The sequence below is a fragment of the Thermofilum sp. genome (assembly GCF_038871435.1).
Classification (GTDB): domain Archaea; phylum Thermoproteota; class Thermoprotei; order Thermofilales; family Thermofilaceae; genus Thermofilum; species Thermofilum adornatum.
This window is the reverse complement of the sequence record NZ_JAVZIC010000008.1, coordinates 21,268-47,139: the sequence shown is the minus strand read 5'-3', so window position 1 is coordinate 47,139 and position 25,872 is coordinate 21,268. Positions and strand designations below refer to the sequence as shown.

Below are 25,872 nucleotides of genomic sequence, written 5' to 3'. Positions count from 1 at the left end.
CCGAAGAGTACTAGGAGTGTTTCTGCTGTGGCTATTTTTGTTTTTAGCTGGGTGGCTAGGGTGTTTATTGGTGTGCCTTTTCTGGATGTTGCTATGACGAGTGTTTTTGGGGTGGTGTGGTTTTGGAGTGTTTGTTTTAGTGATTGTTGGCAGGTTACTGTGTAGCCCCAGTAGACTGGTATTTGTTCTCGGTCTATGTATTGCCAGTGACCTTGTTTTTGTGTGAGTGTTACTCGTGGCCCGAGGCCTGGTGGTACCTTTGCTTGGACTGGCTTTTCTAGGCCTATGTCTACTATTGCCTTGTCTCCTGTGCGCCTCAATATGTAGCCTTCGCGGTATGGGCTTTGCTCGTCTCTGAGTAGGTGGCTTGGGGAGCGTAGGGGCGGGGCAGCTCCGATGTAGCGCAGGTGCCTGGACTTTGGAACTAGGTATTTTCTCAGGTACTGTGGTGCTTCTAGGGCTTCGAGGACTGTCTTTATTGGTGTGCAGGGCTTGTTTGACTCTTTGTAGATTATGATTTGTTCTACGCGGAAGATGGTTGCGGCCCGGGCTAGGAGTGCTATATGTAGTGTCCTTGCTGGCTCTTTGAGGTTGGAGAAGTTAGAGGAGGCTATTGCTATTATTCTTTTGGGCTTGGGTTTTGGGGGAGGCCACATTAGAGAAAACCGTCTGGGGGACTAAAAAACTACTTTGTTTGTGATTCTTTGCCCTTTTTCTCTCTTAGCTCCTTTTTCTTTTCTAGGAAGATTGATGTCCTCTGTCTTCCGCCCATTTGTTTTCACCTGTGTCTTGTAGGTTGCCTTTGTTTATATGTTTTTGCCACGCTTATTCGAGGGCGACCCAGTAGGCCATTTTGCCTCTTCTTTCTTCTTTTACTTTGCCCTCCCTGAGGAGGAGCCTGAGTATGTAGAAGACTTGGCTGTGTGAGAGGCCGAGCTCTCTTACGAGTTCGACTGTGGGCATTGGGCCGTGTTTTTTGAGGAAGTCGTGGATGAGCTTTTTCCTCTCGATTATTTTGTCTGTTACCTTTCTGGGCATATTTGGTCAATGTATTTTAAATTGTGAGTTATTAAAATTTTATCCATTTTATTGTGTAAAAATGTAGATAGACTAAAAGGTTTTTCGTTAAAAATAAAACTATTCTCCTATGAGCCTCGCTAGGGACGGGTACATTTCTAGTGCTCTTTCACTGGCGAGTATCGAGTAGTACTGTATTATGATGCCTACGAGGAGGAGGATTCCTGTGCCTCCGCCCATCACCCTGAGTAGGTCGCTTAGCACTGCTATTACTCCTATAATGATGCTACTGAGAATGGTTAAGCCCCAGATGTAGCGCCTGAGCATCGACGCTATGACTTTTTCGCTTTTCCTGAAGCCTGGTATCTGGAGCTGTGCTTCTACTAGCTGCTCTGCCTGTGTCTCGGGGTCCATTCCCGAGGTGAGGATCCATGCGACTCCGAAGAGGACTGCTAGCCCAATGTAGAGCAACGCGTAGACAACTAGGTGGACGGGGTCGTGTAGAGCGGATGCGAGGGATCTTGGGGGCGAGATGTAGTAGACGAGTGAGCCTGGCAAGGGGACGGGGCCGTACTCTGTGTAGTTGTATCTTGCTATGATGTTTAGCCAGGGGTTCTGGTTTCCCGGGTTGACCCTCGGCCATAGAACCTGGGTGAACATTGCTATGTTTGCGTATAGGGCGCCGACCAAGATGACTGGCATGACTGAGACGTAGAGGAACTTTAGGGGTATGCGTGTCTTTACTCCTCCGAACCTGGTGCTGGAGACTGGTATGAGTATCTTCATTGACTCCATGTAGGTTAATACGAGTAGCATGGCGATCATTCCTAGGAAGCCTACGAGGTCTGGGTATCCTGCGGGCCTAGAGATAGCGTACATTATGAGTGTAGAGTTTCCACGGGCGAGCGCGACTACGAGGGACGGGAAGAATCCGTAATATAGCCCGTCGGCTAGGGGGCCGATGGGGCTGAAGAGTTCCCAGAATATTTGCTGTGCCACGCCAGCGGCTATGAAAAGGGAGACGGCGCTTCCAATGCCCCAGCCTTTTTCTAGCATGTCGTTCATTAGGATAATGAATGTGCTTGCTATGAAGAGCTGTATGAAGACTAGTATTTGTTGTTGCTGTGTTAGTGCACCGTATACGCCGCCCCATATGTAGGCGAGTGCTTCAATGGCAGCGAAGAGGAAGGCTGTGAGCTTTTGGAGTCCCGCGAATGTTTTTCGTCCTTCTGGGGTTGTGAGGTCTAGGTTTATGAGTTTGCTTCCTACTAGTAGTTCCCACACGATGCCTGCTGTTACTATGGGCCCGATGCCTAGCTCGATTAGGGTTCCTCTTTTGGACGCCATTACTATTCTCAGGAACTCTAGTGCACCTATGCCTCCCTGGGTTTGTCTTGGTATGCCGTAGAGTGGTACTTGTCCCATTATGAAGTAGATTATCAGGATGACGCCTGTCCAGAGCAGTCTTTCGCTTAGGCTTGGCTTCCTGGCAGGCCTCGTGACTTCTGGCAGGATTCTAAAGAAGCTGTTGAGTGAGTCTTGGAGGCTCAACCTTATTCACCGGTTGCTGGTTTTTCTGCGAGCAGTATGACGTCGCCTCCGGCCTGCTTGATTTTTTGGACTGCGTTTTGTGTGGCGAATGGCACTTTAACGATTATCTTGTTTCTGACTTGTCCTGTGCCTGTTAGCTTGTTTATGCCTATCTTTGTTAGGTCGACTACGTAGGCGTCGCCCTCGCGTGTAGCTATGCCTTTCTGGTACAGGTCAGCTATCTTCGAGTCAAGTACGCCGACGTTGATAATGTTGAATTGTGTGACGAGTGAGGGGTGGCGTGTGAAGCCGTGTTGACCGTACCAGTCCGGGGCATATTTTACTGTCCACGACCACTTGTGCTTGTGGTATCCTACGTATCCCCTTCCGCCCCTGCTTCCAGACTTCCTGTGTTGCCCCGTGCGTCCATAGCCGTGAGTCCTGCTTCCACGGTAGGATCTAGACTTCTTTTCGCGCCTTATGACCAATGTTGACACCTTTTCGGCTTATAGACATTCGACTTTAAAAAAATTTCTGAAGGGTTTTCTGGCCGATGCAGTGAATTGACAGGCGTTTTTCTTTTTTGTACCTCGGCGTATAAGTAGAGTCTGCAGAAGGAGTGTCAAGTTTGAAATCTGCAGGGCTGTTAACTAGGATTCTGGGCAAGAATATAATGGATGTATAAGAGACTCTGGCATAATTTGGGGTTGTTGAGAAACAAGCCAAATAAGGTAATAGTAAAGAAATGTGTTGGTCTAGAGCATTTTTCTTATGAGCTCGTTGATTTTTGGCCCCCTGTAGCCTGCTTCGCCTCCGGCTTTGACGTTTTTCCTTATTGTCCCCCTGAATCCGCCGCTTGGGGGCCTTAGCCTGAATACGGGCTTTACGCCGGGTAGCTGGTCTAGCGTCACTTTACCTGCTAGTAGGGCGTCTGCTAGCTCGTCGAAGCTGTTGTAGCCTAGTTTTTTGAGATCTTCCTCGGTTATCTTCTTGTTCCCGGTCATTCTGCCGCGTTTCTGTAGGAGCTGGACTAGTGTTTCTTTGTCTATTTCTCCCCATGTTACGACTGTGGAGAGGGTTTGGGTCAGCATGCCCCTAATTGATGGCGTGTCTTGGACGAGTGTAGCGTGGTAGGTCTTGTGGAGTCTTAGTAGTTCGAGGGCTTTTTCTTGTTCTGGCGTCCTGTCGGGGGAGCCTCTGAGCCTTAATACGAATAATAGTGTCATCTCAATCACCAGTCGGACGGTGGGTAGAATTCATATGTCTTTTTGAGTGCATTGTAGACTGCTTTTGCCATGTTGTGGGTTGTCCTTGTCTCGCCGTAGGACCTTGACCACACATCGCTTATTCCTGCTAGCCTGAGGACTGTTTTTGCCACGTCGCTTGCAACGATTCCTACTCCCCTCGGGGCGGGTATGAGCTCGATCTTGACGCTGCCTGCTTTTCCTTCCACCTTGTATGGAATGCTGTGTGGCTTGCCGCAGAGGCACTCCCAGCTTCCGCATCCCCTCCTGACTGGTATGATGTTTAGTTTGGCTCTCCTGGTTGCCTTCTCGATTGCTATTCCGATCTGCCTGGATTTGCCCATGCCTACGCCGACGTAGCCGTTCTCGTTTCCCACGACAACTGTTACCTGATACTGCGAGACTTCGCCCGAGTCTGTCTGGCGCTGTACGAATCCGACGCTTATGACTTCTGATTTGAGGTCTGGGAGGAGCGTGTCAATTATTTCTACTTCTTTTATTGGGATGTTTTTGGCGAATATCTCGTCTATGGACTTGATTTTGCCTTCTAGCACCATTTTTCCCAGGAGTGTTCTTGGTTGCCATTCCGACGCCATACGTCTCACCCATCTAATTTACAGGCATATTAAAACCTTCATGCTACTTGACTGACTCCTCGATTTTCTTCTTTATCTCTTCGAAGTGGGATGGCAGGTCTTCAGGCTTTAGCCCGTTTTGTAGGTACTGGGAAAAGAACGCCTTGTAGGCCTCTGGATCCTGCTCGGACATCTGCTTCGCGTAGGACGCTATGTGTTCTCCCTTTATTCTCTCTTCGCTTGGAAGCATCTCTTCGCCGACTGGCACCTCTAGCCCAGCGTCTATCGCGCCTTTTACCGCCGCGAACACGCGTGAGCCCTTGACGGGCCTGTGTAGCCCTATGTCTAGGACGGCTTCCTTTATGCCCTTCTTTGCCGCCTTTAGGCCTGCGAGGTATCCTAGGAGGTAGAGGGCAGTGGTGTTGCGTCCGTATCCTTTCCAGCCGAGCTTCTTTAGCTCGTTTGAGTGTGCAGAGACCAATATTATGTCTCCTTTGGGCGCCGGGATCGCTACCTGTACAATTGCCGTCTTGGAGAGTACCCTGACTACTAGTCTAGGCTTCTTTGAGAGGATTAGCTTTCTACGCTTGTAATAGTTTGTCTTGCCTTCGCGTCTCCTCTTCAACGCGACCCTATAGTGTGAGCCTCTAGCCATGCTGTTCCACCTTTAGTATCTTGTGCTGCGTCATGTATAGCTTGAGGTGTGCAAGGCTCCTGAACATTCCTCCTTTGACTAGCCTGTATAGCTGGCGGAAAGTCTTGGGGTCGATTTGTCCCTTTTCCTTTAGGTACTTGAGGTAGCGGCGCTGAACCCTGACTTTAGCTATCCAGGCCCTCTTCTCGTCTGTCCTGGGCCCCTTCTTGCTTCCTGGGCCGCGCCCCCTACCCTTCTTTCTTTTCTCCCTCTTGATTCTTATTCTCCCCCTAGACGGGGTGCTCGGCGGGAGGACCTTTATGACTCCACTCTTGATAAGCCTCCTAACATCGCTACGGCTTATGGCTGTTGATACCTCGTCGAGTTTTTCGGGGTCTATCCAGATCCGGCTCTCGCCTACTCCAAGGACTTCGGCCGCGAGCCTCCTAGCTACAGATACGTCCACATTTATCACCCGTTAAGGACCCTTACACCTATTTCTTCGGCCTTTTTAATTATTTCTGCCCTCTTGCGTCTGCCTACCGTGCGGGCTATGCGCACGGCGTGGCGTTTTGGGTCGACGTTCTGGAGGTCTTCTACGTTGTAGACAACTACTTCTTCGAAGCCGGATGGGTGGAGACCCCTGACGAGCTTGGGGCCCCTGTAGCCGATCTTGACCAATGGTGGGAAGCCTTTCAGCTGTTTCCTTATTTGGTTGTCTATGGATGTTCTCGGGCTTCTCCAGGTGTCTTCCAGTCTCTTGATGCGCCAGGAGTTCATGCGTATGAATCTGGGCCTGTACCTAGATATTAGCTGTCGTAGCTTCAGCATCTTCTGTTGCTCGGCTGTGAGGGTAGGCTTGTATATTTTCTTCTTTTCTTCTGTGCTGGCTTGTGCTTCTGTTGTTGGGGCTGTGGCTTCTTCTTTTGGGACGTTTTCAGTATTTACCTGTTTTTCCTCAGTAGACATATGCGAGTAACACCCCTCCTATACCTTTTTGTTTTGCCTCTATATGTGACATTACTCCTTGTGGTGTAGAGACTATGAGTAGCCCTATTTCTCTTGAGGGCAGGTATTCCCTCTCCCATGCCTCAAACTCGTCCTTTTTAACTGGGAACCTGGGCTTTATCACGCCGACCTTGTTTATCTTGCCTAGTAGCTTGACTACGACTTTTCCTCCTTTTCCATCGTTGATTAGCTCGTAGTCCCCTATGTATCCGGCCTTCTTCATTGTGTTGAGGACTGCTATGATTAGCTTTGAGGACGGGTAGATGACGCATTCCGTTTTTCCGCGAGACTCGTTGTTCATTATTGTTGCGAGGGCGTTTGCCAGAGTGTCGAACATCATTTTGTCATCACCCCTAGCTGTACTTTATGAATCCTATTTCTTCTGCGACTTCGCGGAAGCATCTCCTGCACAGGTTTAGCCCATATGCGCGTATGACCGCCTCGTGTGTGCCGCAACGAACACATCTCCTGCTGCCTTTACCGTATTTCCTCTTTTTTGGTGGATGAATCTTCGCCATTCACATCACCTGCGTGTCTTAATGACTTTTACACCTAACACCTTTTCTAAAAACATTATTGTTTCCTCTTTTGTGACCCTGTGCCTGTTGGGTATCTTGGACTTTTTGCGGCGCCTCCTTGCCACCCTGTAGCCCGGCCTCTCCATCGCGATAATGACGTCGAAGCCGAAGATTCCCACTTCTGGGTCGTACTTGACTCCGGGGAGGAGTATGTGTTCCTTGATACCAAAAGAGACGTTGCCGTGCTTGTCTATGCTTTTCTCGGGGATCTTGTAGTCTATGGCTGCGAGCGCCCTCTTCAGGAAGTCTATGGCCTTTTGGCCCCTAAGTGTGACCATTACGCCTATGTTTTCTCCCTTTCTCACTCCGAATTCGCGGACAGTCTTCTTTGCCCTCCTAAGGGAAGGCTTCTGGCCCGTGAGCTCTTCTAGTAGCTTGGCGGCGCGTGCCAGCCTTTCACCGCCCTCGCCGATGCCCATGTTTACTACTACTTTGCCTATGAATACTCTCCGCATTGGGTGGTCTGTTTCCAGGACGAGCTTTGTCTTCGCCATTAGACCTTCACCGTTACGAGTGGTTTTTCTGTTCCTACTGGGAGCACGTACTGGAGGATCGTCCTAGAGATTTCTCCCTCTGGGGACTTTAGCTCTACGAGTGAGCGCGCCCTCTTGAAGACCTGCTGTATAGACTGTATTGTTCCAAGGAAGCCGACGTTTCGCCCCTCGTATACGATGGCAAGTGTGCCTTTGTCGAGTGGTATGTGGGTCTGTAGTGTTTGCTGGGGTATGGTTATTAGTAGGGCGTCGTATGTCTTAAAGGAGAGGGCCTTCTGGTATAGGTCTGAGTCCTTTTTGACAAGAATGTTCCTTCCGTCGTGTAGCGTGAACTGTAGGTTCCCATTGCTTACAGTCATTTTCCTCCTGATCTGGGCTATCTTGAGGCCGGCCTCATCCGGCTTTATCTCTGCCAGCCTGAGCTTCCTGGCCGGGTCGGGTATCACCCTAAAGTATTTGTCTTCAGCTGGAACATGGATCACGTCCATTAGCCCAACTGGGAACTTGTAGTCCTTTACTGGCTTTCCGTCGACGATGATTTTTCCGGAGGAAATTATTCTCCTTGCCTCCTTCATTGTCTGAGCGTAGCCGAGGACGTCCCTGACGATTATTCCTAGTGGTATCGAGTTGTCTAGAGGGTGTGGGCCTGGGGAGGGCTTAACTGTCCAAGTGTATTCTTTTCGCTTTATTGGCCAGAAGGGCGGCGCTACGCTTCGTCTCAAGTGTCTAAGTGAGGCTTTAACTCGTCTGACCACTTACCACCACCTGTTTCTTTCTTTCTACTAGTTCTTTTCTCCTGGGGTCAGATAGGTCCAGTTCTAGGACAACGACCTTTGATGGATGTATTGGGTATGGCACCTCTGTGCCGTCTGCTTTTCTGAGCATTGCACCCTCCACGTGTATCCTGCCCCTTTTAACGTCAACCGAGGTGATTTTTCCCTCGTGTCCCTTAAAAGAACCGCGAACAATGAGGACCCTGTCGCCCTTCCTTACACGTATTCTTTTCAATCCGAGCTTTTGGGACAGCTCTTTGGATAGAGGGGCGACTAGCCTCTTAGACCGGACGTGTAGCTGGGCTGTATATATTTCACGCTTTCGTACTTTTCTCGGCTGCGAGGATACCTTATCACTACTCATATAGCACTACACCAACGCGAAGTTAAGGGTAAGTAGGGCAATATAAAAACATTTTTTCAGAAAGAGCAATCAAATTTGGCAAGGGAGGCCTGGGAAGACTCTCTGCGTAAAAATGCAGTAATTATAAGACAATTACTGGCTTTGTTCCTCTTTAATTATGGATTTTTTCTCTTTTTCACGCTTCTCTTTTGCATGCTGGTTTCTAAGCTCGCTGAGGAGCTGTTTCTCGGGGAACACGTTCTGGTACTCCACGTCAATTATCGGGATTATTGTGAAGCGTGTGTCAGATGTCCATTTGTCTGTGATGTCTACTTCTCCTGTGAAGTTGTTGAAGAGGAGGAATTTTCCTTCGAGTCTGCGTTCGTTCTCGTAGAAGTATATTATGCTGGAGTCTGTACTGAGAAAGAATGGTATAAAGTAGATGTGCCTCGAGTCTAGTGCGAGGTGATGCACTATGGGGACCTGTACCACGTTTAGGACGTGGATCAGGTCTTCGAGCCGTTTTAGCCTTATCAGCCTGATGTCCATCACGGAGCCACTGTTAGGGATATATCGTTTCTGGTTAAAATTTGAATCGTTTGTTTTGTAGGGTGCGAGAAATTCTAAATTTTAAGTTTAATTTTTCCCAATGATTCTTTTTATATTCTTCTCGTAGGGCGGATATATTATGCCCTTCTCTGTGAGTATACCTGTAACGAGTTGCGGCGGGGTAATGTCGAAGGCATAGTATATCGCCTTCACGTTTTCAGGGGTTATCCTCATGTTTCCAATGTAGACTACCTCGTCTGAGCTACGGATCTCTATTTCTATGTCCTCGGGGCCCCTGGCTTTAAGGTCGAATGAGCTTGACGGGGCCGCCACGTAGAAGGGTATGTTGTGTACACGCGACATGAGCGCTAGGGGGTATGTGCCGAGCTTGTTTGCCACGTATCCTATGCTTGTTATCCTGTCGGCCCCAGTGATTGCGAGGTTTATCTTTTCTTTCATGGCCAAAATGCCTATGCTGTTGTCGGTAGCCACGACGACGTCTATGCCGGCCATGCTTAGCTCCCAGGCCGTCAGCCTCGCCCCCTGGAGGTAGGGCCGGGTCTCGAGCGCTATAACGCGGAAGCTTTTACCCTTTTCTTTTGCCACGTAGAGTGGGGCTGTAGCAGTGCCCCAGTAGCTCGTGGCAAGGGAGCCGGCGTTGCATACCGTTATGACCGTGTCTCCGTCCTCTATGAGTGGCTCGCCTAGTTCGCCTATCTTCCTGTTTGCCTCCTCGTCCTCCCTCTGTATTTTTAGGGCTTCATCTAGGATGAGCCTCCTCGCCTCCTCGACGCTTGTCGCTGTTTTTGCAACGTTTTTTACCCTTTCTACTGCCCATGAAAGGTTTACCGCAGTCGGCCTGGCAGTTGCAACTATCCTGGAGACTTTTTCCAGGTCCTGCATGAATTTTTCTAGGTTTTCTCCGTCATACTTGTTTGCGAAGAGGGCTACCGCGAAGGCGCCTGCAACCCCTATTGCGGGTGCGCCTCTAATCTCCATGTCCTTTATTGATTTTACGACTCTTTCCCAGTTGTCCGTCTCGATATATTCGAGCTTGTGTGGCAAAAGCTTCTGGTTGATAAGTTTGACCCTGCCATTTTCCCAGACAATTGTCTTGGGTAGGTTCAACATAGTGATTTCTAAGCTGTCTGGATTCAAATATTCTTTTCGTGCATGCCTGTGTCTGGGGGCTGTATTCCTAGTAGAAGGGGGTCAGCCGCTTCTAGGAACGTGTGGACGGCTCTGGCTATCATCTGGGATATCCTTAGGGGCTCTGGAACCTTGCCTGTCTTCGTTGTGGCGTCGAGTATTTGTCTAGCCTCCTCTAGGGATAGCCCCTCAGCTCTGACATAGACATATGACCGTGTAGGCCTGACGTAGACGAGCTGTCTTTGCCCGAGCTCCCGGTAGGCTTTTATTCTCTGTGTGTCGCCTGGGAAGTATTCCCTTATGTATTTTTCTATCCCCTTGGACTCCTCGTAGCTTACACATATAACTGGGAGGCCTGTTTCTTTGTTTAGCCTCTTTAGGTCGACAATATTGAACCAGGAAATAATGCACCCGTTAAGCATTATCACATTGATGTCTTTCCTGTTCATGGACTTGTAGAGGCCTAGGATCGAGTCTGTTGCATCCATGCCTCCTATACTTGTAAATGTAAAATAGACCCCGTCCAGATAGCCGTCCCGACGATAGACAATGGCTGCCAATACAGACTTCTTTGCACGTTTCCTGAAACACTCCGAGATTCCTAGAACCCTGAAGGCCGGCTTTGAAATAAGCATGGCGCACTATAGGGCTATGTCCTTGGTAAAGAATGTCAGTGTCCTGCTTGTTCCACGCTGAACCAGCAACATGTCCTCTATTCTGACACCGCCGTACCCAGCCAGGTAGACGCCCGGCTCTATCGTGACCACGTCTCCGACTATGAGTTCTGTTTCGCTCTGCGAGTTTAGGTAGGGCTCCTCGTGTATGTCTATGCCTACCCCGTGGCCCAGACCGTGGTTAAAGTATGCAGAGAGGCCTTCCTCCTTTAGGACATTATATGCAATCATGTGTATGTCTTTAGCCTTTACACCCTCCTTTACAGCGTCGATGGAGGCTTCTTGCGCCCTTAGAACAGCCCTATAGATCTTTTTCTGTTTCTCGGACGGGTCTCCATACACGAATGTTCTAGTCATGTCGGAACAATACCCCTGGTACTTTGCACCGAGGTCTATCTTTACTAGGTCTCCTCTCATGAGTTTTTTGAGGCTTGGCTTTGCATGTGGGTGTGCAGAGTGCTCTCCAAAGGCAACTATTGGCGGGAACGAGGGCTCTGCGCCTGACGAGACTATTACCCTTAGTATTTCTCCGGCGAGTTCTGACTCGGTTACTCCGGGCTCGATCAGGTCTATTGCTCTTCTCAGCGCCTGTTCAGCTATTCTAGAGGCTTGCTCCATAAGTCTTACTTCTTCGTCGTCTTTAGAGCGCCTCAGAAGGTAGAATTCCTTTGTATAGTCTGCTAGCTCTCTGTTTAGCTTGCCTTTGAGCTGGTCTTTTAGCTCGAGGCTACCGCCAACTATTCCTATCTTCTCGCCACTGCCAACGATTTGGGCTATGGCTTCGTACAAGTCTCCCTTTATTATCTTCTCGTACTCGCTTACCTCGTCCTGCTTCGTGAATGCATATGCCTCTCCTAGCCTCATTTCGGATACTGCCCGAACATATTCGAGCCTAGTGACCAGCGCAGAGACTTCCCCGTTTTGAGATATCACCAGTGCTGAAGGCGCATCGGAGCCTGTTACATAGAAAATGTTGGAAGGCGAGAATACTAGGAGAAATGACAAGCCATTTTTATGAAGAATCGACTCGATAACATTTTCCAAGTGCTTTTTGTAGTTGATCACGACTTTTAAACCGGGGGTCATCTTAATAAATAATACTCTTTTATCCCCCTAGGCATGTGCCAATTCGACATTAAGATTAAGGAGACAAAGTAACCAGCGATACCCTTTTACATTGGTGTGTACCTTTCCACTATTAGTGAAGCTATGAGTAGGGTCGTGGCTAGAAACCTCCTGGCTGGGGTCAGCACCTATATAGCAGTGACACTTTTCCTCAAATTAATCGAGGAGCCCCCTAGTCCATTTTCTCTTGTCCCACTTATAGCTTCTCTTGGGAGCCCAACGCTGGGCGTAGCCTTTGCCACGCTTTTGCCGGTTCTGGTCAGCTACCTTAACGGTAAATATGCATACGCCTTGATTTTTCTCCCTGCATCGCTTTTCATCCTTTTCAAAAATGTCCAGAATTGGCGCGGGGCCGTTCTGATACTGTTGTCTTCTCTTTTGGCTGTGCTTGCTCCAGTAACTCTCCCCTTTGTTTTGGGTGTTTTGCTTAGCCAGGTCGCGGGGGAAGATTACCGGGAGGCTGTTTCCTCTGGACTAGTTTTCTCCTTGGTGTTGTTTGTTTTCTCGGGGGTCAGGGCTGAAAATACATTTGTTGATTACTTTCTCCTATTGCCTGGCGGTATATACTCGAGTGTTTCTTCCAATAATCCCATAAGCGCGGCGAGCCTTTTTTACCTTGTGCTCTTCGAAGAGATAATGAAGAACCCCTTCCTTCTGGCAAGCCTGCTCGGCCTTATCTCGGGTTTCATCGTCGCCTCTGTTTCTGGCAAGAGCGGGAGGCTAAGAGGCATAACGTTGGGAAGCCTAGTTGTCTTCGTTCCCTCTTTCGCGTACACTTTAAACTATGTGAGCTCAGTTGCTGGCCTGCTCTTTATGGCTGGGACTGGTCTAGGTATAGCTCTTCTTGGAGGATTCTCTATTCCAAGAATTTCATTTTCTACGCGAAGAAAGAAGGGGGAGGAGAAAAGACCTAGGCCCGCTGTAGACATTGTATTTAGGGATATTTCAGCTATATTGAGGGGGGCCGAATCCGAGGGCATACTTAGGAATATTTCCAATGTAGTAGTGATGGGTCTCTGTTTGAAAGACGAGGAGTACGTAGCGGGTTTAGTCAGGAGGATGATTGGTGAAAATGTGCATGTTTACTTGCTTCACCGCGAAGACAAGGAAAGGATTGTTTCTTTGCCGAAGGACCAGACAATTGTTGTATATGTTTCGCCGTTTTCGCCAGAAGAATACAGAAGTGTTCTGGCACAGTTGACCCGTTTCCCCCCAGAAGTCTTTGAAACAACAACGCCAAGCATAAGAATGACTGTGCCACGTATGTGCAGGTCGCAGTTTGTAGAGGTTGCCTATACAATGCTGTCTCTGGTCGAAAAGGGTTATACAGCTAGGAGGGCGTTTGAAACAGCTATGAGTAGTCAGAGGCCCTCAGTTGGTGAGGAATTCTTTTATTTGCTTGAATATTTATCAAGTGAATACGTGGTGTTAGGCTTCAGGCAAAGGTGAATAATGTGGCCAGATTGGCAATGAGCTATGAAGATATTCCCTTCATGCATTGGGGCATAGTTTCGAGGTTCAACTTTTCCGATGACAAGGCTAGATACGTGCCTAGGAAGAGGTGGGACCCCTTATCTGCGGCCGAGATAAGGCTTGTCGACGAGAAAACTGGGAAAGTTGTAGCTATCGGGAAGTGGAAAGGCCACTTTAGCTACGTTAGCCCTGTTAGGTCGTATAGGCCAGGCGAGTCTAGAGAATCAATTGTTAAGGACGCTTTCAAGGATATATTGGAGGGAAAAGACTACGTTATCCCAGTAACGCTGAATGACCAGCCTCTGGACTCGCCTTTCAGTGTTGAGCCTATCCTCTGTGACACTCTTAAAAACTACACCGCAGTCACGATAATTAACCGTTTCCCGGCGATGGTCCGCCACATAGACCCGGAAATAAAAGAAAGAGTCGAAAGGATGGTTGAAGACAGGTACACAAAGATAGCGCTTGGGATAAACCTGGTTACTTTTCCTACGGGGTACTATGAGACCCTAAGAGATGTCCCAGTTGAAGTCCTAGCCGCTATGCTTAGCTCGATGAAGAAAGCTATACAGTTTTCTGTGGAGGAAAGCTTCAGGAGGGGCTTTCGGCTGATACCTGTCTACCCGTTCTTCAACATCGGTAGGCTGGCGGGAGGGAGCCAGCCGCGTCTCCACTCTCAGGTATACTTTGACCTCAACGAGGACGGCCACGGCGCATTCATGGAGTCTATTCTTCAAGCCTTTGAGGAGATGCGTAAAGAAAACGACTGCCACCTCTGCACGTCGCGCCATGACGGGAGAATGTTTTACGAGAACTCTACTTGGATAGCTTGGGCTACATCGTCTCCCCGCCGCAACTACCATGTGAGACTTGCACCGAAGAGGCACGTAGCTAGGTTTACTGACTTGACGAGTGACGAGATTAGGGGACTTGCTGAGACATTGAAGCTTGTTTCAATAGCCATGGACAAGGTAGGAATAGCACGTGACCGCAACGTGTTGTTCTACAGCTTGCCCTTTGGCTACAGCTCCTATTTCCACCTCTTTGTAGACGTGATCCCGTTTGAAAGCATAGGGGGGATAGAGATGCTGGACTCTGTACGTGTAGCCCGTGTGGTTCCAGAGGAGGCGGCTAGCCAGCTTCGAGAAGCACTTTCCTCTCTACAGCCTGGTTTTTAGCAATAGTGATAAATATTTCATAAGCAAGTGTTTCTTGATGATGTCTCTAGCTACAAGTCCTTTGACGCTTTATCAATTACCCCTGGACAGTTTGATCCTAGTTTTCATAGCTGTTGGTTCTCTCGGCCTGTCGATTGGTTTACTGATTTCATTTATTTATTTTTTGAAAACTTTTTCTGGGAGGGTTCCAAAAGAGAAAGAACACGAAAAAGAAGAAATTTTCCTTAAGATTTCAGCAGAAGTAAACAGTATCGAGGAGAAAGTTTCCCAGTTACAGAAAGAAATCGAAACTCTCAAAAAAGAAATACTTCCCCCGTTGCAGGACAACATTGTCCAACTTACTACAAAAGCGTCTCAGCTCGAGACAAAGGTTCTTATACTCGAAAAAAGAGTATCACGTGAACCCACCCTACCCAGACCCGTACAGCCGGCCGTACGACCGACACCCACCGTGGTAAAAGAGGTTGAATTGTCAAGCCTTTCCGATATACCTCTTCATTTCCCAGAAGTCAAGTTTGCCTGTATCATCACGTCTCAGGGCTACACTGTTGAAACATTTGGAAAAAGTAGTGAAGAGCCGGCTGTCCTTTTGGATGTTTTAAAGCTCTATAATTCTCAAAACGTGTCGCTTGTGAGGGGTGGAAGGAAGGCTGAGGTCTTTTACTTGGGCGAGGTTAAGGATCTATCTGTCTACGGCATCCTAGAGTTCTCTGACGCCGAGGAAGTCCCTAAGGAAACCGTAGAAGCCGCTAAAAAAGCGATAAGCAAATATTTCGCGAATGTTGTAAGCAAGAAAAGCTTTTAAAAATATGTGAAAATGGTGTAGTCGAATGAGTGAAGTAACTAGAGAGCAACTTAGAGGTGTGCTGGCAAAAATAGTAAAGGAGACACATGACGCAATAGTTTCTATTGTCTTTGCTTGGAGAGATGGTATACCAGTTGCATTTATAGCTCCTGACCAGCCCCAAGCAGAGTTTTTGGCGGTAGCCTCTGCCGCGGCCCTAGGCTCGCTTGACGCTCTTGGAGACATCTTCAACTCGAAGGTAAAGAGGGTCGACGTGGAGTTTGAGAATGGAGAACATATCGTGATTTCTTCTATTAACGGCTCCTTTATTGCGCTTTCGACCTCACCCAAGCCTAACCTTGGACTAATACACCTTGTTCTTAGAAAATACGAGGAAGACGTAGTTAAGACTGCCGGTGTTGGGTATGTTGGGCCATCAAGGCTATCTCAAAATCCTGGTTAGCGGCGCGTATGCAAGCGGCAAGACCACGTTTGTGAAGACAGTCTCCGAGACCATTCTCACGACAGAGGTTCCAGTAACCTCGCCAGGGGAACAAAAGGTAAAAGAATACACCACAGTGGCCTTCGACTATGGAAAAGTAACAGTGGACGGAATGCCTGTCTATTTGTTTGGGACTCCTGGACAGACAAGGCTACAGTTCATGTGGAGAGTACTAAGCTATGGAATGCATGGCTACATTTTCCTTGTAGATGGAAGCAACATGATGGAAGTCTACAGGGCGAAGCCATTGTACTTGTATATGAAGAGCCTCGGCAATTACCCACACATTATAGCTGTGAACAAGCAGGACGTTAAAGGCGCAGTACCGCCACGCCAAGTTGCGCAGATACTTAGTGTTAGTCCAGAAATTGTCTATCCACTCGTTGCACGAGACAAAATAGTAGCTCTGGGAGTCCTGAAACAGCTAGTAAACCTTATAGTAACTACAAAGCCCAGCATAAAAACAGACCATTGATAAAGAAAAATTGTTTCCATAACAAATTGTATCATCTTATCGCTATTTTAAACGAATAAAAAATATACCCGGAAAAATACATTATCTATTGAAAAGGTGAGAACATTGAGCTTAGATGTAGAAGCTATTAGACGTGTTGTTGAGGGTGTTACTAGGGTTAGCGGTGTTGAGGGTTTTGTTGTTTCGAGTAGTGATGGTTTGCCTTTGTTTAGTAGCCTTGCTGACAAGGAGCTTGAGGAGAAGGTCGCAGCTTTGACTGCTGTGCTAAGCGAGGTCGGCAACAGGGCTAGCACGGAGCTGGGAAAGGGAGAGGCAGAATGGATCACGGTCAACGCCCCAGACGGCTCAGGAATAATATACACCAAGCTAGGCCAAATAGGATACCTAGCAGTCCTATTCAACAAAGACACACGTCTAGGAGTACTACTATACACACTAAGAGACATAAAGAAGAAAATTGGGGGATAAACCCCAATAGCAAATGCTTAGCGAAAAAATGTTTAACAGTTTTTACATATAGCTGTAGACGTACGCGTTCATTCTCTTTAATCCTTCCTCTATTCTCTCTTCCGGTTCCGAGACAAAGGTCATCCTAACGTGGCCCTTACCCATTTCTCCAAAGTATTTGCCTGGAATAACTACGACGCTTTTTCTGTAGAGGAGCCTGTTTGCGAATTCCTCGTCGTCGCGCTCCATAGCCTTTAGATATTCCTCCAGGTTTACGAAGAAGTAGAATGCTCCCTCTGGGAGTGATGTCTTGGCCTCTGGCAAGTATTCCTGTATGCATTTATACATAAAGTCGCGTCTTCTCTTGTAGGTCGGTAATACTATCTCGTTGAGGTACCTATCCTTTATACCGCTTTCCAGGAACTTTATCATAGCTATTTGCCCGGGTGTGTCCGGCGCAAGCGAAACGTACTGTTTTAGCTTTTCCATGACCTCAATTGCCTCGGGGGGACCCGTGATGTATCCTAGTCGGAACCCTGGAATAGAGGCTTCCTTGCTGAAGCTGTTAATTGTGATCGTTCTTTCCCGGGCACCCTTAAATGAGTCTACCCATGGCGTAGGCCTGCCATAGCTTATATGCTTGTAGACCGCGTCGAAAATAATCCAGAAGTCGTGCTCCACGGCTAAGTCTACGAGGTCCCTCACGAATTCCTCTGTGACCACTCTGCCCGTCGGGTTGTCTGGGCTAAGAAGGATAAAGGCCTTCGTTAGTGGAGAGATTACCTTCTTGACGTCTTCTATTTTTGGCTGGTACCCGTTTTCCACGCTGACTGGGACTGTGCGGACTCTCCCCCCGAAGAGCTTGATTGGCTCGTGGTAGCCGAGGTATGTTGGATCTAGGACGATTACCTCTTCGTCTTTTTCGAGTATTGCTCCCAGCGCTAGGTAAATGCCCTCGGTTCCCCCGTTGACGATCATTATTTCTTCCTTTGGATCATAGCTTACGTTCCAGTATTTCTTTAGGTCTTCAGCTATTAGCTCCCTAAGCTCTATCATCCCCCTAGTTGCGCCGTAGCCTACGGCCTTTTGCGGGTAGCTCTTTATGTAGTTGATTAGGTGATCTATAACTTCTTGTGGTGGGGGCAGGGAGGGGGCACCACCTCCAAAGCTGATTATGTCACTTTTTCTACGTGCTTCGTCTAATAGAGTAGCTATTCGCCTAATCGGAGAAGCGGTTATTGTTTGGGGTTTACTTGCTAATCTGGGCATTGTCTCTCGATTAATTTATGCGTCTAACTCATAAATATATTTTTAGCTATCAATCTTTAAAAACATAAAATCAGCACGAAAGATTAGTTAGGGGCGATACCAATGTCTCTAAAAAGTTTTTCGAGCGCTTCTTTCTCTTGCCTGTTAGCCTTTTTGAACTCGTAGTACTCGAGTAGAGATTCTTTAAGCTTCTTTTTAAGGGGTTCAGGCGCCGAGCTATACACTTCTTTTATCTGTTCATACATTTTTTCCTCCGCGAGTAGAATAACGAGCCGGGGGATGGTTACTGTTTGCAATTTGTTGCCTACCATTACTATTGCTAGTCCCGCGTCGTAGTCAACCTCGTATTTTATTTCTTTTTTCTCTTTTTCTAGGAGCTTTTCTCGGACTTCACTGGATAGTATTTTTGTGACTCCGTAGACTGACGCTGCTTTCTCGACTTTTTCTATGTATTTTTTACCCATCTTTTCGATTTTTGCTAAGTCTTCTAGTGTTAGTGGTAGGTCGAAGATGTTTCCAGCGATAATTATCTGGCCTTTTAGCCCTTTGACCTTGTTTGTTGGCATCCGGACGTCTAAAAAAGCGTCAAACGTGTAGATTGGAATTATTCGCTGAGAACCGTCTGGAAAGATAATTTTAGCACCCTCGTCCCACAGTTTAGCGGAAATCTCTCCGAGAACCAAGTGGGGGCCGCTTTCGAGAGAGAGGCAATTAAAAGTATGTGACATTTCCTCTGCGAAGCCTTCTATCATCCCGAGAACCTCGAAGACAAGGAATGGTACCCATTCGTCTCCGACTTGTACCTCTAGCTCAATTTTTCTTACGTAATGGATGCCATTTTCCATTAGATATTTCTCGATATCTTTTTCCTCTACGCATCCCTTGCGAAGCCCGATCCAAGGCACTTTTCTACACCACGAACTATGACAGCTAATTATAATGTGCCAAGAGTATATAAAAGGATACCCATCTTTTCTTCGGGAACAATAGGCACAAGATTTAAAATCCACGAAGAGGAAAACATGTATAGAAATGATGACCCATTGCAGCACAGATAGATGAAGAAAAGGTTTCCGGCCTGATCCCTGCAAAAATATTCTCAATAAAAAGAAAAAGGACTTTGAGAAACAACGGCGGCTAGACGCGTCTTCCTCTTCTGCCGCCAGGCTTCCTAATGCTGTCCGTGGGTAGCGGCGTGACGTCCTCTATCCTGTCTACCATTAGCCCAGCTCTTACAAGAGCCCTTATTGCTGGCCCAGCGCCTGGTCCAGGTGTCTTGGGGCCGTAGCCTCCTGGAGCCTTTATCTTTACGTGTACAACTTTTATGCCCTTGTCAAGCGCGGTCTTAGCCGCCTTGATGGCCGCCTGCATTGCTGCCCACGGGGAGGGCTTGTCCCTGTCTGCCTTTGCAACCATTCCTCCAGATGCGAAGGCAATTGTCTCAGAACCAGAGAGGTCGGTAATGTGGATAATGGTGTTGTTGTAGCTTGCATAGATCCAAGCTATGCCGACGTCTCCCCTTACCTGTTTTGAAGAGCGCTCTTCGCGTTTTTCTTTTTTCTCCTGCTTCTCGGCTGTTTCCTCTACTTTTTCAGTAGTTTTCTCGACTTCTTTTTCTTCGGCCATAGTTACGCACCTGCCTGAACCTGTTTAGCTATTGGTGAACCCTCATAATAGCCTATTAGGTTTTCTTCTTCCCTACTGACGAGGTAGCCTGGGCTCCTCACGCGGCGCGAGTTTATAGCAATGTGACCGTGCGTAATCAATTGGCGGGCCTGCCTGATTGTCTTTGCAAGCCCCTTCCTGTAGACTATTGTTTGGAGCCTGCGCTCCAGAACATCGCGGACAGTTAGGCTCAGGACGTCGTCCAGGCTGGCGTCTTCGCTTGGAACCAGGCCCATTTTGTATAGCCTCGAGATCAATGGTTTCTCGAGCTGTATCCTTTCTTCTTGTGGAAGTGCAAGAAGCCTTCTTGCCTTTGCCCTTATCTCCCTGAGCAACGAGCGGGCTATCCAGAGCTCCTTTTTGTTCCTGAGGCCGTACTCACCTACTAGTTGCATTTCTTCCATTAGGGTTTCTTTTCTCCATGGATGTGTTGGTCCCTGCCACTTCTTCCTTGATTTCTTAGGGTCACCCATACCTACTCACCTTTCTTCTGCTGTTGTGGGGTTTCTTTTCCACGCTTTACACCCACTGTTAGACCCGTCCTACCAGTTGTCCTTGTCCTCTGTCCTCTAACCTTCAAGCCGAGCATGTGCCTTGTGCCTTTATAGCTCTTGATCTTCTTCATGAACTCGATGTCGTTTCTAACTGTTATGAGGAGATCCGAGGTTATTAGGTGCCTGTCTACCCCGAGGAACGGGTCTTTCCTACGGTTAAGCATCCAGGCCGGTAGTCCAAGCTTCTCGATTTCCCTTAGTGCATTGGACAGTTTCTCTATTTCCTCGTCGGAGAGCGTTCCAAGAAGCCTCTTGGGGTCTAATCCAAGCTTTATGGCGACTGCTTGTGCGGTTGACACGCCTATACCTTTTATGTCGGCTAGCGCATACGCTAACGCCTTGTCTCCTGGGAGGTCTACCCCAGCAACACGGACTATGTATTTGAACTCACTAGACATACATTCCCTTAGCTTTGATTTATCTATAAATAAAAATTTTTCTTTTTCTTTTGTCTTCCCTGGGAAACTGCTCTATGGAAAAAGTCCTGAAAATTAGTCTAGGAGTGAAGCGTTGAGCCAAACATTTGGGAGGACAAGAGTGGCGCCGGGGCCGGGATTCGAACCCGGGCACCCTTTTGGGGTAGTGGATCTCAAGTCCACCGCCTTGGTCCACTCGGCCACCCCGGCTATGAATAAGCTTTCTCTGGATACTTATTAAGTTTATCGCGTCTGTATGTTTTTCAGTGTCTGGCGGGAAACATTTATCCAGCTCGACGCCATAGCTAGATGCAATGGAAAACGTGGTATTCCGCAGGACATCCACCATTGAGGACTACAAAGGCGTCGTCGAAGTTATGCGTGAGGCATGGTCCATGGAGACAAGCGAGATCGTCCCGGTACATGTTCTTAAGGCTGTAGACGAGAGTGGAGGATTTTTGCTCCTGGCAGAATCCAATGGAAAAGTCGTTGGCTTCGCTCTGGGGTTTATAGGGTACAGCGAGGAATATGGATACTATCTATACTCGCACATGCTCGGCGTTTTGCCCGAGTATAGGGGGACGGGTATTGCCAAACAACTAAAATTGTTACAGAGAGAGTGGGCATTGTCGAGAAAATATGACCTCGTCACTTGGACATTTGACCCTCACCAGGGCAGAAACGCCAGGTTTAACTTTGGGAAGCTCGGTGTCATTGCACGGAAATTTTACGTGAACTATTATGGCGAGCTAAATGACGAGCTTAACCGTGGATTGCCGACTGACAGGTTTATGGTGGAGTGGTGGATTAATAGTAGGAGGGTTAGGGAGAGGCTAAGTGGAAAGTATACGCCTCCATCTTTTGATGAGATTGCTGGGGAAGCATATTTTCCCATAAAAACGGCTAGAAATGGCGTGGTGAGGAATGCGACCAGCGTCGAGGCTACGGAAAGAGACCTTGTTGCACTAGAGTTCCCATACGACATTAACAAGCTTAGGGACATTGACCTGGAGTCTGCCATAAAGTGGAAGCTCCTTTTTAGGGACGCTGTCCGCTTCTATCTTTCCCGGGGATACATAATCTGTGAACATGTTCTGGGAAACATAGACGGCGAACCACGTAACTTTTATCTTGCAGTAAAGTCTAGTCTAGACGAGGTTTTAGAGGGGAATTGTCTGTGGAGATAAGGAGGCTGGAACTATTTTATCTCAGGATGAAGCTCCGAGACGAATTTAGGACCAGTTTCGGAAGTGTCCAGGAGAGGCCCGTTGTACTTGTACGTGTGGAGGAGAAGGGGGGCGAGGAGGGCTGGGGCGAGCTCGTCGCAGACCATGGGCCATGGTATAGCTATGAAACATACGACACATCGTCAACTATTATCCGCAACTTTATTGCTCCAATCGTCCTCCAGAGAGAAATCCAAGACGTCTACGATTTTCACGCGGCAGTGTCGAGGATAAGGGGCTACCCGATGGCTAAGACGGCTGTCGAGGAGGCTCTCCTCGACCTTTATGGCAGGCTTGAGGGGAAAAGCATTGCAGATATCGTTGGTGGGGTTCGGAAAGAGATAGTCTCAGGTGTAAGTATAGGCATAAAGAGGAGCATTGGCCAGCTCGTCTCAGAAGTTGAGACTAGGCTTGAGGAGGGCTACAGGCGTATCAAGATAAAGATAGAGCCCGGCCACGACGTTGAGCCAGTAAAGGCCATCAGGGATAGGTTCGGAGACATACCTCTACAGGTCGACGCCAATGGGGCCTACACGTTGAGGGACGTGCAGGTCTTAAGAAAGCTTGACAACTATGGTTTACTCATGATTGAACAGCCCCTTGCATGGGACGACCTGGTAGAACACAGCATCCTAAGCCGCAAGCTCACTACACCTATCTGCCTAGATGAAAGCATCAAGACGCTGGGAGACCTCCTAGTAGCATACAAGCTGGGCTCATGCGAAATAGTTAACGTAAAGCCTGCAAGGGTAGGCGGGATACTGAGGGCAAAAGAAATCCTAGAAACCGCGGCGAGGCTGGGCATCGGTGCGTGGATAGGCGGAATGCTGGAAACAGGAGTGGGGAGAGCTTTCCTAGTGGCGCTAGCATCCCACCCGGCAGTCAATTACCCCAACGACATCTCTGCCTCAGACAGGTACTGGGAAGAAGACATCGTTGAGCCCCCGTGGAAACTGACAAGCAATGGGACACTGGAAGTCCCAAGACAGAAGGGAATAGGTGTAGAGGTTAGAACAGACCTTATTGAAAAATACTTGGTGGAGAAATGGTCTGCCACGAAGTAATCGTCAGCGTTGAAAGTGGCCACGAAAACAGGGTTGCAAGAGACTTGTTAGACTTGTTATTCCCATACGACACGTCGGTCAATCTCAAGGAAAAAAAGGCCGGAAAAATAATCCTAAACACATGTATAGACGCAGAGGCTCTAGCTAGTGTTCTCAAGAAATATCCAGTTAGACATTTACTCAAGGTAAAATTCGTAGTTAGGCGGATAGCGGGTAGCGACATCAACAAGGTTGTCGAAGAGATAGTGTCTTTCTTTATACAAAACAGGGTTCCTGTTGGGAAGATATCCGTAAGGCTTGGGAAACTAGAAGGGTGGAAACAAGAATTTTACACACAGATAATGGAAAAACTAAGAAAGGCTGGACTCCTAAACACGAACAAGGATACCTATACCATCGAAGTAGATGAACACGGCGACGTCCTGCTCACAGAAGTGGTATACACACGCCAGAGTCCAAAAACATAGGAGCTCCTCTAGATTCTCTCGTACCAAAACATTAATTATCCTATGCATTCCTTTTTTCTGGGAAATATCTGTTTAGGAGAGACGGATAGATGTCTATGAGTTTCAATGGCTACTTTAACGGTAGAAGGATAATACTAGACGAGCGAAAACTTAGCAATGAGTATGTCCCAGTCAAGCTTCCACACAGAAGGACACAGATCGAGGAAACATTGAGTATTCTCCAGGACGTGTATAGGGGGCAGAAGAAAATCCTAAGGACGGTTATCTATTCGGGACCCTCGGGTACGGGGAAGACAGCCGTTGCGAGAAGCATAGGTAAAGAGATCAAGGAGAAATCTGACCAGGGAAAAATGCCTCCAATACTTGTAAGCTACATAAATGCGCATGAATATCGAACAAAGTTCCAAGTATTGAGGAAGCTTGGAAACGATAGTGGTCTAGATATCCCGAGAAGGGGATTCTCATCTGAAGAGCTAACACAGTATGTCTTAAATTTCATCGATAGGCGCGGCCACAACTTAATCATTATACTCGACGAGGCCGACATTATCGCAAAACTGGGGGACGGAAACGACTTGCTATATGTCTTTTCACGTCTAAACGAGATACTGCCAGAAATAAGAATGGGGGTGGGTCTAATAGTTATCTTTAGGCAACTAGAGGAAAGCCTCGAATACCTCGACAAGGCAGTTGTTAGCTCCTTGTCTGCAAGGGTAGTCCGTTTCGACCCGTATACTTCGAGCCAGCTCGAAGACATACTGTGGTCCAGGATACAGGCTGACAAGGCGATCAAAGAAGAGGCCGTCTCGGAGGAAATCATATCCATGATTGCGGATACCGTTGGATACGTTCCAGAGACAAAGACGGGTCTAGGCGACGCGAGGATATCGCTAAAGATCCTGTATTATGCCGCACTCAAGGCAGAGGAAGAGGGCAAAGACGTAATCCTGCCTGAACACGTTAGATACGTTATGAATAAGGGTGTTCTCCCTAGCTATATAGACGAAGAGATGATAGAGAAATTGTCTCTACACGAAAAATTGATCCTCCTAGCTGTAACTGAGCTCCTCTTGGCCGAAAAAGAAAAAGCATACGTAAACATGGGAACCGTGGTTCTCCAATACGAGGACGTATGTAATAGGTTTGGCGAAAAACCATTGAAATATACCAGGGTATGGGAAACCGTTCAGATGCTCAAGAAGCTGGGATTCATAGATGCTAGGATCGGCAGGAGCACGTATAGGGGCAAAACCACGCTGATTTCGATTCCAAACGCCAGCGAGAATAGCGAGGTCGGGATAAACAGGATTCCTCTAAGCGTACTAGAAAAGATACTCAGAGATTCTATCAGTAGAGAACTCAATGCGAGGCAACGGGGAGAAAAGCCTCCTCAAGAATGAGCCTTTTCCTCTGTTTTGAAAACAACGTTTATCTTGTTTTCTGGGATGCCTAGGCTTCTCAGAATCATTTTTCCTTCTTCTTCGTCTTCCTCTAAAATTACCTGGAGATATGGCTGGACTTCTGTCCGGAACTTTGAAGTGGACACATGTAGCCTGCTAGACGCCTCCCTTACTACTTTTCTGTACTCTTCAAACTTCTCTTTTTGACGCGCAAGGATCCTTATTTTTTCTGGAAAAGAGTACTTGACAAACTTGAATGGTGGGCGTTCCCTAGAGCTAGACACTCCGGCTGTCATAAGTTCAAGCGCATATGAGAGGAGGGACCACTGTTGTTCACGTTTCATCCTTGACAACATTATATCTGCCCACGAGAGTGCATTGTAGGCGTCTGCAATGGCTTGGAGGCTTTGTTCGTACTGGTATGGGATGTTTTCGCTTAGCCACTGGAGGAGCATTTCATAGTCAAGAGACGGCAACCTCGTCACGCTTAGAGCCTGTTCAGGGCTCTTAGCTGTTAGGACGGTCCTAACTATCTCGAACATGTTTTCCTGTTCAGCCCTGTCGCCCAAAACCTGTAGGTCTGCAACGCTTAGGGTTTTCTTGCCTAGCGCTATAGACTGCAAGTCATTGATTGCAGCCCTTAGGTCGCCCTTAGAGTTGTCGGCTATAGCTGAGAGAACCTCTTTGGGGCACTCGATTTTTTCCTTTTGGCATATCGATTCGAGAACCTTTACCACGTCTCTCTTCCCAATCTTCTTGAACTCAATGAGCTCGCATGCGTCGCGGAGTGTCCTGAGCTTGGGGTCCCAGGGGTCATTGGCTGTCAGAACGATGGGCCACCTTGTTTTCTCTATTAGCTCTAGGATGGCCTGTAGCCCCCCAGCGTCTTCCCGGGTGGATATGCCGTCAACCTCGTCTAGGAGTATGATTTTTCCCTGGTAGCCGAAGACGGAGCCCGTGTCTAGGGCTCCCGAGACCCTTTGCCTCAGAGCCTCCCTGGACCTTACGTCGCTTGCATTTAGCTCGATTAGTTCCCAGTTGAATTCGCGTGCCGTCGCGTGGACTATGCTTGTTTTGCCGCTTCCAGGCGGCCCATAGAGTAGGGCGGCTTTCTTCTGGGGCTTGCCTCTAAGCCAGGCATTAATCCATGCCACATATTTCTTTTTGGCGTCCTCGTTGTTTACTACTTCGGCTATCTTGCTTGGACGATACTTCTCGACCCATGGAACCTCTAGTCGAGGCTCACTGGTAGACATCTC

Annotated in this window: 34 protein-coding genes and 1 tRNA gene; 10 read left to right on the top strand and 25 right to left on the bottom strand. The window is 48.0% G+C overall.

The window, feature by feature from the left end:
• The 18 genes from QXT17_RS08830 to QXT17_RS08745 all read right to left on the bottom strand — a co-directional run.
• Window positions 1-656: putative RNA uridine N3 methyltransferase (locus QXT17_RS08830; RefSeq protein ID WP_342815817.1), on the bottom strand; the 656-nt coding region annotated here is incomplete at its 3' end.
• 169 nt (window positions 657-825) lie between these two features.
• Entirely contained in the window at window positions 826-1,038 is a 213-nt protein-coding gene (locus QXT17_RS08825) for a FaeA/PapI family transcriptional regulator (RefSeq protein ID WP_020962108.1), read from the bottom strand.
• Between the two features lie 99 nt (window positions 1,039-1,137).
• The gene (gene secY, locus QXT17_RS08820; RefSeq protein WP_020962109.1) at window positions 1,138-2,568 is read right to left on the bottom strand and encodes a preprotein translocase subunit SecY; all 1,431 of its coding nucleotides are present in this window, start codon (window positions 2,566-2,568) and stop codon (window positions 1,138-1,140) included.
• Window positions 2,569-2,570: 2 nt separating this feature from the next.
• On the bottom strand, window positions 2,571-3,035 hold the full coding sequence (locus QXT17_RS08815) for an uL15 family ribosomal protein (protein ID WP_052885619.1): 465 nt from the start codon (window positions 3,033-3,035) through the stop codon (window positions 2,571-2,573).
• Between the two features lie 267 nt (window positions 3,036-3,302).
• Window positions 3,303-3,773: a 50S ribosomal protein L30 gene (locus tag QXT17_RS08810; protein WP_052885620.1), complete on the bottom strand. Its 471-nt coding sequence runs from the start codon at window positions 3,771-3,773 to the stop codon at window positions 3,303-3,305.
• 5 nt (window positions 3,774-3,778) lie between these two features.
• Window positions 3,779-4,387, bottom strand: coding sequence for a 30S ribosomal protein S5 (locus tag QXT17_RS08805; protein WP_020962112.1), 609 nt, complete (start codon window positions 4,385-4,387; stop codon window positions 3,779-3,781).
• Between the two features lie 43 nt (window positions 4,388-4,430).
• Window positions 4,431-5,021, bottom strand: coding sequence for a 50S ribosomal protein L18 (locus QXT17_RS08800; protein WP_020962113.1), 591 nt, complete (start codon window positions 5,019-5,021; stop codon window positions 4,431-4,433).
• The gene (locus QXT17_RS08795) at window positions 5,014-5,466 is read right to left on the bottom strand and encodes a 50S ribosomal protein L19e (RefSeq protein ID WP_052885621.1); all 453 of its coding nucleotides are present in this window, start codon (window positions 5,464-5,466) and stop codon (window positions 5,014-5,016) included. Before QXT17_RS08795 ends, QXT17_RS08800 begins: the two co-directional genes overlap by 8 nt.
• Before the next feature lie 5 nt (window positions 5,467-5,471).
• Window positions 5,472-5,969 carry a 50S ribosomal protein L32e gene (locus QXT17_RS08790; protein ID WP_020962115.1) on the bottom strand — a complete coding sequence of 166 codons (498 nt, stop codon included), beginning with the start codon at window positions 5,967-5,969 and terminating at the stop codon, window positions 5,472-5,474.
• Window positions 5,959-6,348 (bottom strand): 30S ribosomal protein S8, encoded by a 390-nt coding sequence (locus tag QXT17_RS08785; protein WP_020962116.1) that lies wholly within the window; start codon window positions 6,346-6,348, stop codon window positions 5,959-5,961. The genes QXT17_RS08790 and QXT17_RS08785 overlap by 11 nt, the downstream gene beginning before the upstream one ends.
• A gap of 13 nt (window positions 6,349-6,361) precedes the next feature.
• Window positions 6,362-6,526: a 30S ribosomal protein S14 gene (locus QXT17_RS08780; RefSeq protein ID WP_148681979.1), complete on the bottom strand. Its 165-nt coding sequence runs from the start codon at window positions 6,524-6,526 to the stop codon at window positions 6,362-6,364.
• Window positions 6,527-6,531: 5 nt separating this feature from the next.
• A complete protein-coding gene (locus QXT17_RS08775) occupies window positions 6,532-7,080 on the bottom strand; it encodes a 50S ribosomal protein L5 (RefSeq protein ID WP_020962117.1) in 549 nt (182 codons plus the stop codon).
• The gene (locus tag QXT17_RS08770) at window positions 7,080-7,835 is read right to left on the bottom strand and encodes a 30S ribosomal protein S4e (RefSeq protein WP_020962118.1); all 756 of its coding nucleotides are present in this window, start codon (window positions 7,833-7,835) and stop codon (window positions 7,080-7,082) included. The genes QXT17_RS08775 and QXT17_RS08770 overlap by 1 nt, the downstream gene beginning before the upstream one ends.
• Window positions 7,819-8,217, bottom strand: coding sequence for a 50S ribosomal protein L24 (gene rplX, locus QXT17_RS08765; protein WP_020962119.1), 399 nt, complete (start codon window positions 8,215-8,217; stop codon window positions 7,819-7,821). The genes QXT17_RS08770 and rplX overlap by 17 nt, the downstream gene beginning before the upstream one ends.
• A gap of 132 nt (window positions 8,218-8,349) precedes the next feature.
• On the bottom strand, window positions 8,350-8,745 hold the full coding sequence (locus QXT17_RS08760) for a hypothetical protein (RefSeq protein ID WP_020962120.1): 396 nt from the start codon (window positions 8,743-8,745) through the stop codon (window positions 8,350-8,352).
• A gap of 87 nt (window positions 8,746-8,832) precedes the next feature.
• A complete protein-coding gene (gene mtnA / locus QXT17_RS08755) occupies window positions 8,833-9,876 on the bottom strand; it encodes an S-methyl-5-thioribose-1-phosphate isomerase (protein WP_020962121.1) in 1,044 nt (347 codons plus the stop codon).
• A gap of 23 nt (window positions 9,877-9,899) precedes the next feature.
• Complete coding sequence (locus QXT17_RS08750) at window positions 9,900-10,529, bottom strand: DUF99 family protein (RefSeq protein ID WP_020962122.1); 630 nt, start codon at window positions 10,527-10,529, stop codon at window positions 9,900-9,902.
• Window positions 10,530-10,535: 6 nt separating this feature from the next.
• Window positions 10,536-11,633: an aminopeptidase P family protein gene (locus QXT17_RS08745; RefSeq protein WP_020962123.1), complete on the bottom strand. Its 1,098-nt coding sequence runs from the start codon at window positions 11,631-11,633 to the stop codon at window positions 10,536-10,538.
• Between the two features lie 144 nt (window positions 11,634-11,777).
• Between QXT17_RS08745 and QXT17_RS08740 the strand changes: the two genes are divergently transcribed.
• The 6 genes from QXT17_RS08740 to QXT17_RS08715 all read left to right on the top strand — a co-directional run bounded on the left by QXT17_RS08740 (window position 11,778) and on the right by QXT17_RS08715 (window position 16,573).
• On the top strand, window positions 11,778-13,142 hold the full coding sequence (locus tag QXT17_RS08740; RefSeq protein WP_020962124.1) for a hypothetical protein: 1,365 nt from the start codon (window positions 11,778-11,780) through the stop codon (window positions 13,140-13,142).
• Between the two features lie 5 nt (window positions 13,143-13,147).
• Complete coding sequence (locus QXT17_RS08735; protein ID WP_342814497.1) at window positions 13,148-14,344, top strand: HIT domain-containing protein; 1,197 nt, start codon at window positions 13,148-13,150, stop codon at window positions 14,342-14,344.
• Window positions 14,345-14,381: 37 nt separating this feature from the next.
• Window positions 14,382-15,149 (top strand): hypothetical protein, encoded by a 768-nt coding sequence (locus QXT17_RS08730; RefSeq protein WP_148681983.1) that lies wholly within the window; start codon window positions 14,382-14,384, stop codon window positions 15,147-15,149.
• A 25-nt stretch (window positions 15,150-15,174) separates the two neighbouring features.
• Entirely contained in the window at window positions 15,175-15,591 is a 417-nt protein-coding gene (locus QXT17_RS08725; RefSeq protein WP_020962127.1) for a hypothetical protein, read from the top strand.
• Window positions 15,554-16,105 carry an ATP/GTP-binding protein gene (locus QXT17_RS08720; protein WP_020962128.1) on the top strand — a complete coding sequence of 184 codons (552 nt, stop codon included), beginning with the start codon at window positions 15,554-15,556 and terminating at the stop codon, window positions 16,103-16,105. The genes QXT17_RS08725 and QXT17_RS08720 overlap by 38 nt, the downstream gene beginning before the upstream one ends.
• A gap of 105 nt (window positions 16,106-16,210) precedes the next feature.
• A complete protein-coding gene (locus QXT17_RS08715) occupies window positions 16,211-16,573 on the top strand; it encodes a roadblock/LC7 domain-containing protein (RefSeq protein ID WP_187147043.1) in 363 nt (120 codons plus the stop codon).
• Window positions 16,574-16,615: 42 nt separating this feature from the next.
• Here the strand turns inward: QXT17_RS08715 and QXT17_RS08710 are convergent, their stop codons facing one another.
• The 6 genes from QXT17_RS08710 to QXT17_RS08685 form a co-directional block, all read right to left on the bottom strand.
• Window positions 16,616-17,821, bottom strand: coding sequence for a pyridoxal phosphate-dependent aminotransferase (locus tag QXT17_RS08710; protein WP_020962130.1), 1,206 nt, complete (start codon window positions 17,819-17,821; stop codon window positions 16,616-16,618).
• Window positions 17,822-17,904: 83 nt separating this feature from the next.
• Window positions 17,905-18,726, bottom strand: a complete 822-nt coding sequence (locus QXT17_RS08705) for a hypothetical protein (protein WP_020962131.1) — start codon at window positions 18,724-18,726, stop codon at window positions 17,905-17,907.
• Between the two features lie 232 nt (window positions 18,727-18,958).
• Window positions 18,959-19,447: a 30S ribosomal protein S11 gene (locus QXT17_RS08700; RefSeq protein WP_020962132.1), complete on the bottom strand. Its 489-nt coding sequence runs from the start codon at window positions 19,445-19,447 to the stop codon at window positions 18,959-18,961.
• 2 nt (window positions 19,448-19,449) lie between these two features.
• Window positions 19,450-19,959: a 30S ribosomal protein S4 gene (locus tag QXT17_RS08695; RefSeq protein ID WP_020962133.1), complete on the bottom strand. Its 510-nt coding sequence runs from the start codon at window positions 19,957-19,959 to the stop codon at window positions 19,450-19,452.
• Between the two features lie 2 nt (window positions 19,960-19,961).
• The gene (locus QXT17_RS08690; protein ID WP_228649193.1) at window positions 19,962-20,438 is read right to left on the bottom strand and encodes a 30S ribosomal protein S13; all 477 of its coding nucleotides are present in this window, start codon (window positions 20,436-20,438) and stop codon (window positions 19,962-19,964) included.
• Between the two features lie 140 nt (window positions 20,439-20,578).
• Window positions 20,579-20,666, bottom strand: a tRNA-Ser gene (locus QXT17_RS08685).
• Window positions 20,667-20,770: 104 nt separating this feature from the next.
• Between QXT17_RS08685 and QXT17_RS08680 the strand changes: the two genes are divergently transcribed.
• The 4 genes from QXT17_RS08680 to QXT17_RS08665 all read left to right on the top strand — a co-directional run bounded on the left by QXT17_RS08680 (window position 20,771) and on the right by QXT17_RS08665 (window position 24,613).
• Window positions 20,771-21,643, top strand: a complete 873-nt coding sequence (locus QXT17_RS08680; RefSeq protein ID WP_342783236.1) for a GNAT family N-acetyltransferase — start codon at window positions 20,771-20,773, stop codon at window positions 21,641-21,643.
• A complete protein-coding gene (menC, locus tag QXT17_RS08675; protein WP_052887111.1) occupies window positions 21,634-22,746 on the top strand; it encodes an o-succinylbenzoate synthase in 1,113 nt (370 codons plus the stop codon). Before QXT17_RS08680 ends, menC begins: the two co-directional genes overlap by 10 nt.
• Window positions 22,728-23,213: a hypothetical protein gene (locus tag QXT17_RS08670; protein WP_052887112.1), complete on the top strand. Its 486-nt coding sequence runs from the start codon at window positions 22,728-22,730 to the stop codon at window positions 23,211-23,213. The genes menC and QXT17_RS08670 overlap by 19 nt, the downstream gene beginning before the upstream one ends.
• 89 nt (window positions 23,214-23,302) lie before the next feature.
• Window positions 23,303-24,613: a Cdc6/Cdc18 family protein gene (locus QXT17_RS08665; RefSeq protein ID WP_020962138.1), complete on the top strand. Its 1,311-nt coding sequence runs from the start codon at window positions 23,303-23,305 to the stop codon at window positions 24,611-24,613.
• Here the strand turns inward: QXT17_RS08665 and QXT17_RS08660 are convergent.
• Window positions 24,604-25,869, bottom strand: coding sequence for a replication factor C large subunit (locus QXT17_RS08660; RefSeq protein WP_020962139.1), 1,266 nt, complete (start codon window positions 25,867-25,869; stop codon window positions 24,604-24,606). The genes QXT17_RS08665 and QXT17_RS08660 overlap by 10 nt on opposite strands.
• Window positions 25,870-25,872 lie beyond the last annotated feature (3 nt).

Bases quoted from the DNA above. Each gene is read 5' to 3' on its own strand.
- QXT17_RS08825 (WP_020962108.1), bottom strand. From the start codon at position 1,038: ATGCCCAGAAAGGTAACAGACAAAATAATCGAGAGGAAAAAGCTCATC.
- QXT17_RS08810 (WP_052885620.1), bottom strand. From the start codon at position 3,773: ATGACACTATTATTCGTATTAAGGCTCAGAGGCTCCCCCGACAGGACG.
- QXT17_RS08805 (WP_020962112.1), bottom strand. From the start codon at position 4,387: ATGGCGTCGGAATGGCAACCAAGAACACTCCTGGGAAAAATGGTGCTA.
- QXT17_RS08800 (WP_020962113.1), bottom strand. From the start codon at position 5,021: ATGGCTAGAGGCTCACACTATAGGGTCGCGTTGAAGAGGAGACGCGAA.
- QXT17_RS08790 (WP_020962115.1), bottom strand. From the start codon at position 5,969: ATGTCTACTGAGGAAAAACAGGTAAATACTGAAAACGTCCCAAAAGAA.
- QXT17_RS08785 (WP_020962116.1), bottom strand. From the start codon at position 6,348: ATGATGTTCGACACTCTGGCAAACGCCCTCGCAACAATAATGAACAAC.
- QXT17_RS08780 (WP_148681979.1), bottom strand. From the start codon at position 6,526: ATGGCGAAGATTCATCCACCAAAAAAGAGGAAATACGGTAAAGGCAGC.
- QXT17_RS08775 (WP_020962117.1), bottom strand. From the start codon at position 7,080: ATGGCGAAGACAAAGCTCGTCCTGGAAACAGACCACCCAATGCGGAGA.
- rplX (WP_020962119.1), bottom strand. From the start codon at position 8,217: ATGAGTAGTGATAAGGTATCCTCGCAGCCGAGAAAAGTACGAAAGCGT.
- QXT17_RS08760 (WP_020962120.1), bottom strand. From the start codon at position 8,745: ATGGACATCAGGCTGATAAGGCTAAAACGGCTCGAAGACCTGATCCAC.
- mtnA (WP_020962121.1), bottom strand. From the start codon at position 9,876: ATGTTGAACCTACCCAAGACAATTGTCTGGGAAAATGGCAGGGTCAAA.
- QXT17_RS08750 (WP_020962122.1), bottom strand. From the start codon at position 10,529: ATGCTTATTTCAAAGCCGGCCTTCAGGGTTCTAGGAATCTCGGAGTGT.
- QXT17_RS08740 (WP_020962124.1), top strand. From the start codon at position 11,778: ATGAGTAGGGTCGTGGCTAGAAACCTCCTGGCTGGGGTCAGCACCTAT.
- QXT17_RS08730 (WP_148681983.1), top strand. From the start codon at position 14,382: ATGATGTCTCTAGCTACAAGTCCTTTGACGCTTTATCAATTACCCCTG.
- QXT17_RS08725 (WP_020962127.1), top strand. From the start codon at position 15,175: ATGAGTGAAGTAACTAGAGAGCAACTTAGAGGTGTGCTGGCAAAAATA.
- QXT17_RS08720 (WP_020962128.1), top strand. From the start codon at position 15,554: ATGTTGGGCCATCAAGGCTATCTCAAAATCCTGGTTAGCGGCGCGTAT.
- QXT17_RS08710 (WP_020962130.1), bottom strand. From the start codon at position 17,821: ATGCCCAGATTAGCAAGTAAACCCCAAACAATAACCGCTTCTCCGATT.
- QXT17_RS08700 (WP_020962132.1), bottom strand. From the start codon at position 19,447: ATGGCCGAAGAAAAAGAAGTCGAGAAAACTACTGAAAAAGTAGAGGAA.
- QXT17_RS08695 (WP_020962133.1), bottom strand. From the start codon at position 19,959: ATGGGTGACCCTAAGAAATCAAGGAAGAAGTGGCAGGGACCAACACAT.
- QXT17_RS08690 (WP_228649193.1), bottom strand. From the start codon at position 20,438: ATGTCTAGTGAGTTCAAATACATAGTCCGTGTTGCTGGGGTAGACCTC.
- QXT17_RS08680 (WP_342783236.1), top strand. From the start codon at position 20,771: ATGGAAAACGTGGTATTCCGCAGGACATCCACCATTGAGGACTACAAA.
- QXT17_RS08670 (WP_052887112.1), top strand. From the start codon at position 22,728: ATGGTCTGCCACGAAGTAATCGTCAGCGTTGAAAGTGGCCACGAAAAC.
- QXT17_RS08665 (WP_020962138.1), top strand. From the start codon at position 23,303: ATGTCTATGAGTTTCAATGGCTACTTTAACGGTAGAAGGATAATACTA.
- QXT17_RS08660 (WP_020962139.1), bottom strand. From the start codon at position 25,869: ATGTCTACCAGTGAGCCTCGACTAGAGGTTCCATGGGTCGAGAAGTAT.